General features: G+C 44.2%; 13 protein-coding genes. 9 read left to right on the top strand and 4 right to left on the bottom strand.

The window, feature by feature from the left end; all coding sequences use genetic code 11:
• Nucleotides 1-2 precede the first annotated feature (2 nt).
• Nucleotides 3-695, bottom strand: a complete 693-nt coding sequence (locus VIC_RS14160; protein ID WP_301339511.1) for a response regulator transcription factor — start codon at nt 693-695, stop codon at nt 3-5.
• Nucleotides 696-1020: 325 nt separating this feature from the next.
• Between VIC_RS14160 and VIC_RS14155 the strand changes: the two genes are divergently transcribed.
• Both VIC_RS14155 and VIC_RS14150 read left to right on the top strand, forming a co-directional pair.
• Nucleotides 1021-1932 carry a hypothetical protein gene (locus VIC_RS14155; protein ID WP_006960664.1) on the top strand — a complete coding sequence of 304 codons (912 nt, stop codon included), beginning with the start codon at nt 1021-1023 and terminating at the stop codon, nt 1930-1932.
• A 6-nt stretch (nt 1933-1938) separates the two neighbouring features.
• Nucleotides 1939-2634 (top strand): VV20781 family protein, encoded by a 696-nt coding sequence (locus VIC_RS14150; RefSeq protein ID WP_006960663.1) that lies wholly within the window; start codon nt 1939-1941, stop codon nt 2632-2634.
• A gap of 44 nt (nt 2635-2678) precedes the next feature.
• Here VIC_RS14150 and VIC_RS14145 read toward each other — a convergent pair whose 3' ends face one another.
• A complete protein-coding gene (locus VIC_RS14145) occupies nt 2679-3680 on the bottom strand; it encodes an AraC family transcriptional regulator (protein ID WP_006960662.1) in 1002 nt (333 codons plus the stop codon).
• Between the two features lie 108 nt (nt 3681-3788).
• Between VIC_RS14145 and VIC_RS14140 the strand changes: the two genes are divergently transcribed.
• From VIC_RS14140 to VIC_RS14125, 4 genes are all read left to right on the top strand, one after another.
• Nucleotides 3789-4112, top strand: a complete 324-nt coding sequence (locus VIC_RS14140; protein ID WP_006960661.1) for a hypothetical protein — start codon at nt 3789-3791, stop codon at nt 4110-4112.
• Entirely contained in the window at nt 4112-5335 is a 1224-nt protein-coding gene (locus VIC_RS14135) for an HlyD family secretion protein (protein WP_006960660.1), read from the top strand. The genes VIC_RS14140 and VIC_RS14135 overlap by 1 nt, the downstream gene beginning before the upstream one ends.
• Nucleotides 5336-6465: 1130 nt before the next feature.
• Nucleotides 6466-7704, top strand: coding sequence for a cytosine permease (codB, locus tag VIC_RS14130; RefSeq protein WP_006960659.1), 1239 nt, complete (start codon nt 6466-6468; stop codon nt 7702-7704).
• 9 nt (nt 7705-7713) lie between these two features.
• Nucleotides 7714-8991 carry a cytosine deaminase gene (locus VIC_RS14125; protein WP_006960658.1) on the top strand — a complete coding sequence of 426 codons (1278 nt, stop codon included), beginning with the start codon at nt 7714-7716 and terminating at the stop codon, nt 8989-8991.
• 46 nt (nt 8992-9037) lie between these two features.
• Here VIC_RS14125 and VIC_RS14120 read toward each other — a convergent pair whose 3' ends face one another.
• Nucleotides 9038-9802 carry a TerC family protein gene (locus VIC_RS14120; RefSeq protein WP_006960657.1) on the bottom strand — a complete coding sequence of 255 codons (765 nt, stop codon included), beginning with the start codon at nt 9800-9802 and terminating at the stop codon, nt 9038-9040.
• A 953-nt stretch (nt 9803-10755) separates the two neighbouring features.
• Between VIC_RS14120 and VIC_RS14115 the strand changes: the two genes are divergently transcribed.
• Nucleotides 10756-11208 carry a dCMP deaminase family protein gene (locus VIC_RS14115; RefSeq protein WP_006960656.1) on the top strand — a complete coding sequence of 151 codons (453 nt, stop codon included), beginning with the start codon at nt 10756-10758 and terminating at the stop codon, nt 11206-11208.
• Here the strand turns inward: VIC_RS14115 and VIC_RS14110 are convergent.
• A complete protein-coding gene (locus VIC_RS14110; protein ID WP_006960655.1) occupies nt 11191-13839 on the bottom strand; it encodes an ATP-binding protein in 2649 nt (882 codons plus the stop codon). The genes VIC_RS14115 and VIC_RS14110 overlap by 18 nt on opposite strands.
• A 123-nt stretch (nt 13840-13962) precedes the next feature.
• Between VIC_RS14110 and VIC_RS14105 the strand changes: the two genes are divergently transcribed.
• Nucleotides 13963-14391: a hypothetical protein gene (locus VIC_RS14105; protein WP_039951956.1), complete on the top strand. Its 429-nt coding sequence runs from the start codon at nt 13963-13965 to the stop codon at nt 14389-14391.
• A 4-nt stretch (nt 14392-14395) separates the two neighbouring features.
• Nucleotides 14396-15445, top strand: a complete 1050-nt coding sequence (locus VIC_RS14100; protein WP_099608550.1) for a porin — start codon at nt 14396-14398, stop codon at nt 15443-15445.
• Nucleotides 15446-15603: the final 158 nt, after the last annotated feature.

The following is a 15603-nucleotide window of genomic DNA, read 5'->3' as shown; positions in this document are numbered from 1 at the left end:
GATTATGCTGCTGTGAGCATATAGCCCTGATTGCGAATGGTTTTAATCTGAGCGTTGTTCACATCCGCTCGGGCTAGTTTTCGTCGTAAGCCCGAAATACGCATATCAATGGAGCGATCATTGAAGGTGTATTCTATCCCACGAGATGATTGGCAACAGAGATCTCTTGATACCGCTTTGTCGGGAGATTGAACCAGCAAAAGAAGAATGTCGAACTCCGCCTGAGTTAAGTCAATGTTTTTGCTGCGATAAAAAGCCACTTTACGTAAAGGGCACAACCTAAATCCATAAGCTTCATAGTTGTGGGTCGATGGCTCCTGCCCCGCTGCCGCATAACGACGTAAATGAGCTTCAAGACGAGCAACCAAGATATGGCCACGAATTGGTTTAGTCAGATAATCATCGGCACCCAATTTTAGTAAACTGACTTCACTCAGCTCCTCTTGAACTGCTGTTTGTACAATCACAACACCCTGATAGAAGGTTCGTAGCTTTTTAAGAACCGTCGCACCATCTTCCCCCGGTAACATGAGATCCAATAGCACAACGTCAGGCTGGTAGCGCGTCACCGCATCTACCGCTTTATCACCTGAGTACACCACCTCAACACCATATCCTTCGGCTTCGAGGTACATTTGAGTCAGTCTTGCGATTTCCTTATCGTCTTCAACAAGAAGCACTCTGTAATTCACAATCTACTTTCGCAACCATTTATAAATTGACGCAAATTATATATTAGACGATTACTTGCTCAAGCAAGGAAATTGAGATTGCGCTCCCTGCCACACTGGATTTTGTAAGAGTCCACTTACAATTAATTACAATACCCGCTTTATCCATTCGATTAGATGTCGTTAATAGCCCCATTCTAGTGTTCGTATCGTGGACATACTGTGTTCTGAAGGCACATTTTTATGAGCTGAGTGTTTATGCTCTTACAAATCACAGTAGGCCTGTTCGACAATCTAGTTACTCTCTTTATTATTCACCAAAGTTATCATTCAATAAGTAAATAATGAAATGAATCCTAGCCGCTCTCTTCTTCTCTCGACGTTCACCGTCGCTTTACTATCTGGCTGTAACAGTGATGATACGAATCCAACATCAACAACGACCAATGCCGTTAATGTCTACAGCTCAGCAACCAACTGTAGTGTTCAGACTGGCGCGAATGCTTGCCAGTTCGATAAAGGCGTTTATGTACTGAGCATTGGACCAAATGTCTCTGAAACGCAGCGTGCTCGGGTACAAACCCAAATTAACAACCTGACTAACTGGGCACACAGTGATGTGCAAAAACAATTCGCTCAAAAAACCTTGGTCATTGGCGTCATAGAAAAAGAGCCAACGGGCAGTGCTGATTATGAAACCTTCGTCCTTAATTTGGCTCAACAGGTCAACACCTCCTCTGGTATTGACGGTATTGAGCTTGTTTACACCAATAACGGCGGTGGTGACGAAACACTAAAAAACACCTCTTACCAAAAGATGTTGCAGCTTTACGACTACTATGTCGATGAAGACTCTTTAACCACACAAGGCGCCGAAGTCGCCAGTGCCTATCAAGAGTTCCAGCGCCTTTTGTCGTTGCAAACTGGCGCGACTAAGCTTGAGTACGACCCATGTAACTACGGAAACGGTCAGCTCGCCGCCAATACATGCCCTGCCCCAGATGACAAAGGGGACGAAGACCCGATCCACACGGTCAGCAAGGATCTCAACCCAGGTGCTCTACTGGGCTCGATGTATGAATATAAAGTTGACCCAAGTCTAGGTACCTATCCCGGAGAGCTAAAACCTACATTTACCGCAACCGGGGATGTGGCTAGCCAAGACTCAAACGCAACAGATAACCCTCTTAACTGGACGCATAGAGCGTTTGCGTCACTGAACAACTTCCTCAATAGCTGGTTTTTCGTCAACAAGAAGTAAATATATATGAACAAACACCTACTCGTTAGCGCAATGGCGCTTGCCCTTACCGCTTGTGGTAGCACCGCTATCATGGATAAATCGCCCGCTGTCAAAGCTCAACCGGAGATCAACATAAAGACCGACAATAATTTATGGAAGTTAGGTCGAGAAGGTACTTTTGACATCGCTGGTATGTATAAGGGTAAGTACTCTCGCAGCGCCTCTTCATCAACGTGGTTCAATAAACTGTCTTTTAAAGATGGGGAAATGGCGGCAGAAGTTACTCGTAACAGTGATGGAAAAACATGGGTGCTGACCTGCACAGGTGGCGGTGTCTCATACAACTACATGGGCGTAGAGTTCGGTGGCAACGATCCTTATACCTGCGATATAAGCTCAGATGAGAAAAGCGTTGGTGAGTACAAAATTGAGCCAGATGCAGGTGTACTGGATATCGGCTTCGATAAAACAGAGAAAGGCTTGGTAAGAATTGGCACCAACCACTTTAATGTGAAAACTATTCATACTGGTGAAGGCCTACTTGTGCCAGTCGACACACCACTTGGCTACAGCTTTGAGCGTGGAACACAAGAAGTCGCTGCAGTGCAAACTAATGGCGCACTCACAATCCAGATGCTTGACTCACTGAACGATGATGAACGAGACACTTTAGTGGTCGGCGCGATTGCCAGTGCGCTCGGTTGGCGCCCTGAAGAGTAAGCGGATTGGAAAGCGCCATTGCGGCGCTTTTTTGTTCTCTGCGCCTAAAGGTAGTAACGCTGCACGTACTGGTTTGGCGTCAAACCCCGATGTTTTTTAAACATGCGATTAAAGCTAGCGATATTCTGATAACCAAGGCGCTGAGCAATATCATCAATCTTGATACCATGACGCATCATTTCTACCGCAATGTTACTCAGTACATAACCACTCACCGTGGTGAAGTTCATTCCTAAATTACGCAACCGACGTTGAAATTGCTGTACTGACAGCCCGAGTAAGCTAGAAACATTTTCTACCGTTGGCAACCCATAATGGCGGCTGTAGTTTAGAATTTCATAAATCACTTTCACTTCATCTTCTGGGTCAGGCATATTAAGCAATTCGTCCAAGTCAGCAAAATTCATCGCCAGTCGCCCTTTCTGCAGCCTCGCTTGCTGCTTGGTCGCTAAACGCAGCTCCGAATGAAACCATATCTCCGTGGACGAGTGACTCCATTCCACCTCACAGCCAAAATATGCTTCATATTTAGGTGTATTCTTGCGAGAACCAGACAGTTGTACTCTGAGTGGAGAAAAATCCTGACCAAGATAAGTACGTAAGATCTTGGTGAGTGCCATCGCCATACGGACACTGTCGTGTACTTTACATTCAGGTTCGATCATTGGATTCCGATACGCCCATTTGATCAGTGAACCACTCAGGGATGCAGATAGAAACGCTCCGCTTTGCAGACTACTAAATCCATAATTCACACGTCGAATGGTCGATGCGAGATCACTACCAGAAAGAAGCCAGTGAGAAATAACACCGATCTGTCCAACATCAACATCACGGTTGATATCAAGAATCACATCAGGGTTTCCTGTAACGCCCTCTAATTTTTCAAACCAGCGATTCACTTCAAACATTGGGACCAGCGTCATCGGATTGCGAAACGCAGATTCCGGAATCACTAGTTCGTCATCGTCAATTTGGTAGCGCGACCTCGCTTCCTGATGAATATGTCGAATTCCCAACACACGCATAAAGCGCACTTTATCCATATACAGATCACATCAATTAGACATTTAATATGAATCAATCTGTCACATACTAAGCTAATTTTCAAATCCGAAACACAATACAGATCCTTATTAATAAAGGAGCCTTGAATGAGTTTATTAAGTGTCCCGTTCGTGGGAACCGGTGCAGACACCGCATTACATGTCGTCGCAACTATTGTCTTGATTGCGACTGTCGGTGCAGCTCTGTTTGGATTCTGGAAGTTTCACGAACTACCAATCAACAAAGCCCATAGCAAAGATCATCATCAAATAGGACTGATAACGGCGTTGACATGGATTGGTTTCATCTGGCACTGGGTTTGGGTTGTAGCAGTCATTGTCGCTTTCGTCGATATGGACAAAGCCATTGTGAACCTACGCGACACTTGGCGTCATGCCCCCAACACGAAAGATAAACAGGAGGAGGCTTAATGTTAGAAGGTTTAGCTGTCTGGGCACTTTTTATTTACCTGCTAAGGCTGGTGGGTATGCCCTGGAATACCGCGACTAAGTCATTCGCCTATTTAGGTGGCGTTTCTTGGCTGATGTTTGTTTGGGTGGGTTTGATCAACTATACGCCAATGGATCTTTCTGGCGGTTCGGTGGTGCAATCCCCCCATATCCAGTTACGCCCCGATTCGCCTAACGTAACAGGTAAAGTCGACAAGATTTACATTGAACCCAACCAAAAGGTAAAGAAAGGCCAACTGATTTACGAGATCGACCCGACTCAATACCAAATCACCTATAACCAGGCAAAAGTAGAAGAAGAGTCAGCGATGGTGGAGCTTGAAGTTGCATTTGAGGATATTTCAATCTCACAGGCAACGTACGAGTCAATGGTTCAGGATTTAGAGACTACAGAAAGCCAACTTGCTGCTGCCAAAGCTGATTACAGTTTGCAAAACAAAATGTTAAAGCGTTACAGAGAGCAAAATCGTGTAGTGAACAACACCATCACTGCGAGCGATATCGATAAGCAGGAAACAGCAGTCACTAAGGCACGACACAACGTCTCAACCATAGAATCAAAGCTAAAAACAAAACAGGTGGACACCGAAAAAGCCAAACTCGCGATCGCGAAATCGGAATTAGCGGTAAAATCTAAACATGCTGATTGGAAAAAGTCACAAGAGAAACTCGCAAAAGCAAAGTGGGAGCTCGACAGCACCAAAGTTCATGCACCTGCTGATGGCTTTGTTACCAACTTCATCTTGCGCGAGGGACAGCGTGTCTCAATGTTACCTCGGCTGCAAATGTACACAGATGAGAAATACGTCCTAATGCGAGTCAATCATCAGGCGATTCGCAATGTTAAACCAGGACACAGTGCTGAATTTTCTTCGTCAGTCTACCCAGGTAAGATCTTTTCTGCTCAAGTTGAGGGAATAGTTGAAGCTACTGGCGAATCACAAAGCAATTTGCTTGGTCTGGATGACTCCGTGCGTGCGACGACGGGCAAGAACTTACAAAACAAACATCACTTCGTCCGTTTGAAAATAGAAGAAACCGAGGGCTATGACATTCCCGTCGGTTCTGTCGGGCTAGCTTGGGTTAGTGGCGAAAAGCCCGTTGGTTTTATGGCATTCCTTGATGTCATCAGAGGTATCATCATTCGTATGAAGTCTCAGCTTTACTACTTCTACTCTATTTAACACTCCCCTGTAAAAAGCTCGGTTAACCCGAGCTTTTTATTTGCATCCAGCGTTACACCAATCATTAGATTTTGTTATCACTTTTAAGCTTATCATTGGATATGCATCAAAACTCTTACTTTCATTCAATTTTACAAATTCTACCTTTGCGAAATGAGCCCTGCTCGCTCAATACGAGAGTGTATGACTATCCTGTTTTTGGGATTAGATAAAACAGCGCGTCATTCTCAATGATAAGAATGACAAGCGTTACGAGAAAAAATCTAAACAAGGGCCGATACCAATAAGGTTTGATTACACACTTAAATTGTGTGATATATCATTAGCAATGTTGAGGTTATTTGCAAAATGCAATTTCATATTGCAACCGTTTGCTTCCAAAACGGCATTTAGTGGTGAAATAGTGGGCAATTAAGCTCTATAAAAGTTGGCACATATACTGCATTTACTAGAGTGACCCTTCTTAAGCCGAGGGTCACCTAGCCAACTGACGTTGTTAGTGAACCGAATTTGTTCACACTTATTTGAGCCAATCTTACTTATTGAGATTGGCTTTTTTTCTATCTGTTGCCAACGAACTTATCATCAACTTTGATTGCTACATTGATGTGTCAGTTCAATGATCATCACATGGCACTGACACGCTCAATAATTGCACGCTTTCTCTTTTATCTTTGTCTTGTCTATTAAATTTCTTACGATTTAATGTAGTAAATAACCACTATAGGCTTTCTTCATTTCCAACACCTCAAAATCAGACATTATTCGATACTTCCACACCAAAATTACTCAAAATCACGTCAACAAACGTTTGGAACAGAAACTAGGTGAAGCTAACGTATGAAGCAATTCTTACAGACATGCATTCACAACAAACTTGTACAAATTTAGTAGAATTCCCTCTAAAAATATCATTTAGAAACCGATTACATCATCTTTAATATTTTTTTTATTAAATTCACAATTAAACTATCTTTTTGTTTTATATAAATTTAATTACAAGACAAAGCCAAGCAAACGTTAACCCTTATGGATTTAGATTGACCACGTGATATTTATCACCATAATAGCGGCCGTTTATCTAGAATTTACTCACTTAAGTTTGTTTTATCTATTTGTGGAGGTGATAGATGTCCGAAGATAACAACTACAGTCTGGGACCCGTTCCAACAACGGCCAGAAAAGGCGTCATTTCACTCACGATGGTGATGTTAGGCCTGACCTTTTTCTCTGCAAGCATGTGGACGGGAGGCTCACTCGGTACTGGCCTTTCATTTAATGACTTTATTCTCGCAGTCCTCATTGGCAACCTCATCCTCGGTATTTACACTTCTTTCCTCGGCTACATCGGGTCTTCTACTGGCCTCTCCACTCACCTTCTCGCTCGATACTCATTTGGAACTAAAGGCTCATGGCTTCCTTCTGCTTTACTTGGTGGCACACAGGTCGGTTGGTTTGGTGTAGGTGTCGCGATGTTCGCCATACCCGTTCAAAAAGCGACAGGCATTGATACCAATACATTGATCATTGTGTCCGGCCTTCTAATGACAGCGACGGTTTACTTTGGCATTAAAGCGCTGATGGTGCTTTCAGCGATTGCTGTTCCTGCAATTGCAATTCTGGGCAGCTACTCAGTATCTATGGCCGTCGATAGCGTGGGCGGGTTTGAACAACTCAAGCTTATTCAACCAGAAACGCCTATGGATTTCTCTGTCGCATTAGCAATGGTCGTAGGCTCATTTGTCAGCGCAGGTACACTCACCGCAGATTTTGTTCGCTTTGGTAAAAAACCAGCTGGCGCCGTACTGGTCACCATGATCGCCTTCTTTATCGGTAACTCACTAATGTTTATCTTCGGTGCCGCAGGGGCAGCAGCGACGGGTATGGCAGATATTTCGGACGTCATGATTGCTCAAGGCCTACTACTACCTGCAATCATCGTACTTGGGCTCAATATCTGGACTACCAATGAAAATGCTTTATACGCTTCAGGGTTAGGCTTTTCTAACATCACCGGACGCTCAAGTACTATGATGTCTATTATCAACGGTATCGTGGGCACCATCTTCGCATTGTGGCTGTATAACAACTTTGTTGGATGGCTAACGTTCCTATCGACTGCCATTCCGCCGATTGGTGGCGTCATCATCGCGGATTTCTTGATGAATAGAAAACGCTACCAAAATTTCGCTACGACAGAATTCAAAGACGTGAATTGGGCTAGTATTGTAGCAGTGGCAGTAGGTGTTGCAGCAGGTAAGTTTATCCCTGGAGTTGTACCAATCAATGCCGTACTGGGAGGCGCGTTGTGTTACGTCGTACTCAACCCACTTTTAAACAAGAAAACACTCAACGCGCAATCCGCGTAAGGACGCATAATGACTAAGTTATTGATCAAAAATGCAAAACTACAAAATCAAGAAGGATTGAAACAGATCCTGATTGAAAATGGTCAATTTCAACAGATCCTAGATAACGACATTGCTGTTAACCACTCTGGTGACATTTTAGATGCAGAAGGTGGACTCGCCGTTGCGCCATTTTGTGAGCCACATATTCACTTAGATACAACTCAAACGGCCGGAGAACCAAGCTGGAATATTTCCGGTACGCTTTTCGAAGGCATTGAACGCTGGGCTGAGCGCAAAGAAATGCTGTCTGCGGAAGACGTTAAAGCTCGTGCAAAGCAGACTCTGAAATGGCAAATTGCCAACGGTGTTCAACACGTTCGTACTCACGTTGACGTATCGGACCCGACACTTGTCGCTTTGAAAGCGATGGTTGAAGTGCGTGAAGAGATGAAAGAGTGGGTAGATATCCAAATCGTCGCTTTCCCTCAGGAAGGCATCCTCTCCTACCCAAATGGCAAAGAACTGCTTGAAGAAGCCGTGAAGATCGGCGCCGATGTGATCGGGGCGATTCCTCATTTTGAGTTCACTCGCGAGTATGGGGTTGAGTCTCTCCACTATGTATTCGAGTTGGCAAGAAAGTATGACCGCTTGATTGATGTGCACTGTGATGAAATTGACGACGAACAATCTCGCTTTGTCGAGACCTTAGCCGCTCTGGCCCATAAATATGAGATGGGAGATAAGGTTACGGCCAGTCACACAACAGCGATGGGGTCCTACAACGGCGCTTATGCGTCGAGACTTTTCCGCTTGTTGAGAATGTCGGGTATTAACTTTGTTGCCAACCCACTGGTCAACATCCACCTACAGGGCCGCTTCGATGATTATCCGAAACGCCGTGGCGTCACTAGAGTCAAAGAAATGCTCAAATCCAACATCAATGTGTGTTTTGGACATGATGACGTATTTGACCCATGGTATCCCCTAGGGACAGCAAATATGCTTCAAGTGCTCCATATGGGCTTACATGTTTGTCAGGTGATGGGCTACGACCAAATCAACAATTCATTGGATCTCATCAGCACAAATTCAGCACGTACGCTGAATATCCAAGACAAGTATGGGTTAGAAGAAGGTAAACCTGGCAGTTTGCTGATCCTGCCTGCCGAAAATGGATTTGATGCAGTGCGACGCCAAGTGCCTGTCCGTTACTCAATACGCCATGGTAAGGTGATTGCACAAACTCAACCGGCAGTAACCTCTATTCACCTTGACAGTGAAGAGCGCATCACTTTTCAGCGATAACGCTAGTTAGAATCAAAAAAGGGAAGCTTGAGCTTCCCTTTTTCATTTACAACGTTGTCGTGCCGACTTTCAACTTAAATGGTCGAATTCGATTTATTTGGATAGCATTCTTTTTCTCTATTCGGATATGACACAGTTCAAGAACTAAGCCAAATGCCATCGCAAAATAGACGTACCCTTTGTTGATGTGGATAGCGAAACCTTCTGCCATCAACAATCCACCAAGTAGCACTAAAAACAGCAGGGCTAAGGTTTTAAATCCAGGGTAACGGCTCACTAGGTTATTAATCTTTTCCGCGGTTAGAACCATAACCACCGCTGAAGAGAGAATGGCAGCAACCATAATGGGCACTTCACTCGTCAATCCAACCGCAGTAATCACAGAATCCATCGAGAAAACGGCGTCCACAGCCACTATCTGTAGCAAAACCACAGCCAGCCCAGTTCGTACATGAGTTGAATGTCCCGCTTCTTGGTGCGCTAGCCAGGCCCAAAGCTCCTTGAGACTTTTCAGCAATAAAAAGGCGCCACCTGCGATCATTATCAAGTCACGCCCAGTAAAGCTCGATGACATGATTTCCAATACAGACTGTGTGAGCGACATTACCCATGAAATCGAGAAGACTAGGACAATTCGAGCAATAACAGCCAACGAAATACCCAAGTTACGGGCTAGTTTTCTCTGATGAGCGGGTAGGCGTTCGCAAAGCACAGATATAAACACAACATTATCGACACCAAGTACTATTTCCAGTGCGAAAAGTGTTGCGAAGATAACCCAAGTTTCGGGTTGCATGAAAAGTTCTAACATAGGGTTGCCTCCTCGGATGAAGAAGCCAGAAGTGTGTTCAGTCGACTAAAGGGGTCGTCCATTTAAGTTTATTACCTTTATTGCTTAGGGATCGTCAGTAGACCACTCGCCAAGGTAATTCACAATAGCGCTATTTGTAACAATTCGTAAAAGAAAACCCCACTAAACTTTCGCCTAGTGGGGCTTATTCTTACTCGCAGCAATCCGGCTACTAATAGGTGCTCCCTGCATCTATTCCTTGATAGTACGCTGATTCCTTCAGCACTTTCCTTATCATCGCCTTCCTAGCGGTGTCCTCGGCAATCCAGCCCGTTAGCTATCCTCGCTAACTCTCATCGCTTTATCCTTAAGCGGTGTCCTGAATCTATCGTCCTGATAGAAATTGCCTTATTCCTTTAAGCGTCCATTAACTTTCCTTGATGTAACCATCCTAGTTACTAGCGTCCAGCCAATGTCCTTTGCTTTCCATGCCGACCATTCGTCCTGAATAATCGAATCTTCGTCCTGAAGATGACCTATCCTTGGGTCTTTCCTGTTCCGTGTCTGCTTCCTGCTGACAACTTAAGATTAAGTCAGTAGCGCTTTTTCACAATGGTCGATTTCGTCTAATATGATATCGGCCCGAATGTGAAAAACTAAAATAATCAAATAATATCAACACCTTAATATCAATAAATGACTGTTTCCTAGCATTTTACCATCATTAAACTTACGTATTTGTAAGAGATCTCGCACAAGAGTCATGGTCGTTTACTCCTCTATCGGAACACCTTGTCAGCAAAAAATTGAGATGTAAATCACATTTGTAGCGCGCTATCATTTTCTGAAATCGCTAAGGTACTGAATTTTACTGGACTAACTCAGCCGAAATTAGGATATTATTACCTGATCTCTATCACATTACGTTTGTTTATCTCCCTAAGCAGGGTTTTCTTTCCTAGAGGAATGACTGAATGATTTCTAAATGGGCACAACGCTTTTATCAGATGGCTGTCCTTGTGGGCTCTTGGAGTAAGGACCCTTCGACTCAGGTTGGCGCTGTCATCACGAAGCAAAACCGTATCGTTTCAGTTGGGTTCAACGGCTACCCACATGGAATCTCCGATAGTGCGATGACCGATGAGAGAGAGATGAAGTATCTCAAGACACTTCATGCAGAAGAAAACGCTATTCTTTTTGCTAAGCGTGATTTAGACGGATGTGAAATTTGGGTCACGCATTTCCCTTGCCCTAACTGCGCAGCCAAAATTATCCAGACAGGTATTTCAGCAGTGCACTGTCCTGAGCAGACCGAAGACTTCTTGTCTCGTTGGGGGGAGAAAATTAAAATCAGCCAAGATATGTTCCTTCAAGCAGGCGTTAAGGTAAACTGGCTACCGCTAGAAGATTTACAAGACAACGTGTAAACGTTCAAACGTGTCAAACAGTTGCTGGGACTTGTACGGTTTAGGTAAATAGGCGTCCATACCCGCTTCAAAGCAACTATCAATCTCTTCAGGCAGGACGCTCGCCGTTAAAGCGATAATAGGCGTTCTGTCTCGCCCTTGTTCTGTTTCCCATTTTCTGATGCTACGCGTTGCTGTCAACCCATCCATAACTGGCATCATGCAGTCCATCAGGATTGCCGTATACAATCGCCCCGACTGAAACATATTCACCGCTTCTGCGCCGTTACTGGCAATCTGGTAATTCATTCCAACTTTGCTGAGAAAGAAGCTAGCAATCTTCTGATTCATCAAGTTATCTTCGACAATCAGCACACAACGGCTTTCATTTATTGGGTAAGGCTGGGGGCGTTCATTATCAGAGTAACTGGTATTGATCTGGATAGAATTGAGAGCCTTGATGATGGCTGCTTCAAATCGGCTTCCCAAGAAGGGTAAAGTCAGATTAGATGATACAAGCGCTTCTGCATCCGGCAACATATATAAGTGATGCTGCAAACCGATGATCTCTGAGAAATTAAAACGAGCTCTAAGAGACGCTAAATCGCGGCGCGAGCTGTGATGTGGATGGTAACAATAGAAAATCAAATCAAACTGTTCATCAAGCATCGTCACTTCATTAGTGCTCTCAGCAGCTGTCACTGCTAAACCAAAGCGCTCCGCTTCACTCTTTATCAACGACTCATATTTGCTGTCATTTACAATAAACAAAGCTTTTCCCTTTGCTTTGTCCTTACTCGTTTCAACAACAGATTGCGCAGGTATGACGAAGCTAAAGCGGCTACCTAGACCGGGCGTAGAGCTCGCCGTAATACTGCCTCCCATTAATTCAGCAATTTGACGACAAATCGCTAACCCCAAGCCAGTGCCTCCATAACGACGGGTAATGCTGCCATCTTCTTGGGTAAATGGCTCAAAGATCTCTTCCAATTTCTCTTCGTTTATTCCCACTCCAGTGTCCACCACACTGCAGTGCAAATAGGCCTTCTCACCTTCATTCATGAGCTTGACTACCACGGACACCGAGCCATCTTGGGTAAACTTCACTGCGTTACTAAGCAGGTTCATCAAGATCTGTTTAAAACGAAACTCGTCAATGTACAAACTATCCGGAATGTCTGGGGACAACGTTGCTCTGAGTTCAACTTGCTGTTTAAGAGCTTTAGTACTGACCATGTTCATCGCTTCAAAAACCGCTTCGCGAACATCCGCATGACTGGGAGATAACGTCAGGTTGCCAGATTCGATTTTCGACAGGTCGAGAATGTCATTGATAAGTACTAATAGCGCGTGAGAAGAAACATCAATGTCACTGAGAATATCTTTTTGCGAGGAATTAAGACGACTATCCGATAGGATCTCGGTCATGCCCATAATGCCATTGAGCGGAGTTCTGATCTCATGAGACATGTTAGCCAAAAATACGCTTTTTGCTTGGTTGGCAGCCTCTGCATTTTCCTTGGCGACGACTAGATCCCGTTCATGGTCTTTCTGAGCCTGAATGAGATAGTTGATGTTTTGAGCAAACTTAGAGAACTCATCCTTGCCATCCACAGACACTAATTCAGTACTGCCGCTATTACGCATGCTGCCCATTACAGCCAGAATTTTTGCCAGCTTGGAATTAATACGATAAAGCGTACTCGTCCCCCAAAAAAACATCACGGAGAACACAATGAAACCGCCAATAGCGATGACGAGAAGCGTGTTTTCACTGCGCTGAATACTGCTCAGCAGTTCTTCGTGCAATTTTGATGAAAACAGGCCAAGTTGTTTTTCTACCAGGGCATTACGTTGCTCGATCGCAAGTGCAAAATCCCCAAGGCGTCCACGGCTCCCCTCATTAAGCAACATGTGCTGTTTGTAATAACTACCACGCTGGAAATCGCGACTCGCGAAAATGTTAAGTAGCGTGTTTATCTGGTCAGAATCTGCCCCCAAATTGATGAACTTATCGAGGTAAAATTGCTGCCTTTCGCTGATCTTGAAATACTCGGTGGCATACTCCGCATAAGAAAGGCGAATACCTTTGATTTCCTGGGCCAACCATGCTTCTTGCTCCATCCAAAAGTACAGCCAGCTGAGGTCACTCAATACAAGATCGAGTTTATGCACTTTTAGCTCGGTGCTATGGCTTTCAATGGACTGAACGTCACTGTACAGATCATACAAAACCGCATAAATCAGCCGACCTAGCTCTAAGCTTCCGTGAGAGCTGACTGTGGCGAGCTCAGGTAGGAGTTCGTTGAGTTCCTCAATGTAGCTTAAAGTGTGATCCGACTGGCTCATACTGCCACTAACGTGTTCTTCAGCGTGCGTCACGCTCGTTATTGAATTCAACGATTGCTGCGCCATCCCAAGCGCAATGGCTGCGCTTTGCCCTTCAATGCGGAGTGCAAGCGCTTCGTAGACGTAACGAGAAAAGGCAGACAAATGCCTTAGTGTCTGATTTTTTTCATTGATAACCGCGTAGCTGTGAAGCCTGTCCTGAATATGCACTACCGTATTGGCGGTGAACAAAATAATAACTAATGTAGGAATAAGGCATAAAATCAACAACCGACTTTTTATTGATATGTTAGTGAGGAGCATTGAGACTCGTTCCTTCGAATCATTTTTTGAACCACTAGGCCTATAATATTAGTTCATATTAAATTCGCTTCTTATTAACAAGAGTAAAATTAAGGTGATTTTTTCGAGCGACAAGGGATATATTTGCTTAAGCATTTGACAGCATTAACATTACTACTTTTCTGTTTTCAGTCTCTGGCATGTAATTTTGCCATCGTCACCCTGAACCCAGAGATAAACGTATTGCGCTCTAATCAAGTTAAAATGCTCTATCGAGGCCGTACTTCAAGTATTGGCGGTCAACCTATTAGGCTGATGGATCTCCCTAAAAACTCCACCCAACGCCAAGATTTTTACTACTCGTTATTGAATAAAAGCCCAGCCCAGATGAACGCTATTTGGGCACGCCAAAGCTTTTCAGGCAAAACACCAGCCCCCAACGAAATCGCTCACACTTCAATGAAAAATATTACCTTATGGCTGAGCAAGCATCCCAATGGCATAGCCTATGTTCCAGTCGATATGATTCCAGAACAAGCTAATGTCCTCTTTACACTCTGTAATAAAGGCTAGGATTATGGAGCTACGACAAAAATCATTTTTAATAATCGCACTGGCTAGCTGCCCTGTTACCGCTCAAACTCAACTGGCTAACGAGCTGAATCTAAGCGGCTTTGGTACCGTTGCTGCTGCCAAAAGCGATAATAATACGCCTGTGTTCTATGGCCGCGATATAGCCGATGACTGGTGTTTCGATTGTGATACCACTTTCGGTCTGCAGTTGGATTGGCAGATTAGTAATGAGCTGCGCTCAGTATTACAAGTGCTCAAGCGACCTCAGGACACTTTCTCATCCCCAATTCTAGAGAGAGCCTTTATCGAGTATTCAGACTCAGGGCACCGCTATAAAGTCGGACGATTGAGGTCACCGATGTTTATTATGTCTGAGTACTACTACGTCTCCAGCGCCTATCCATGGTTACGATTGCCCATAGATGTCTATGGGGGCAATCTAGGTATCACCCATTTTGAAGGTGCATCTGCGGAGTTTAACTTCGAGTTGTTTGAGCAATTTCAACTCAGCCTTACCCCCTTCTACGCTCTGGATAACGAGGAGAATTACGAACTTTATGGACGCTCTTTCACCTTAGACGTGAAAAATGCATATGGCTTCAGTGCAGATATCTATATAGAAGACAGCCAGCTCCATGTCTCTTATACCGATGTTGAGGCACGACAGATTTTTGCTAACCAACCAGACGTATGCTTTAACCTCCACTTAGTCAGCTTTGGGGCAAGCCATACGATTGGTAATTGGCATCTCCAAACAGAGGCAGTGCTTTCTGAAGATATACGCGCTAACTGGTATGCGGGTATAGACTATCGAATCGATATGTTTACGCCTTACATACAATATGGGCAATCAAGAAGAACCAAGGAGAGTAATAGCTACTTACTCGGGGTCAGATACGATTTTACACCTCAATTCAACGCCTCATTTGAGTGGCAACAAATACAAGGTCGAAAAAACGTGATCAGCGGCCAGTTCACCTTGCCACAAAACACAAGTGAATCGTTTGCTTCTAAGGTCGACTTGGTGTCTATAGGTTTGTCGTTTACCTTTTAAGTAGTTTACGTGCTACAGATCAACATACATTTAGTTCTTACACTATGATTTGCATACTTTTTGTGTGTTGAGTATTTTTTATCGAAAAATAAGTAACATACCCTGCAAAAGTCAATAGGTCATACCGACAATAAACCATGACTAAATCGTAACAAAAC

The organism is Vibrio coralliilyticus ATCC BAA-450 (genome assembly GCF_000176135.1).
Taxonomy (GTDB): Bacteria; Pseudomonadota; Gammaproteobacteria; order Enterobacterales; family Vibrionaceae; genus Vibrio; species Vibrio coralliilyticus.
The sequence above is the reverse complement of the archived record's forward strand: the minus strand, read 5'-3'. Positions and strand labels throughout refer to the sequence as shown.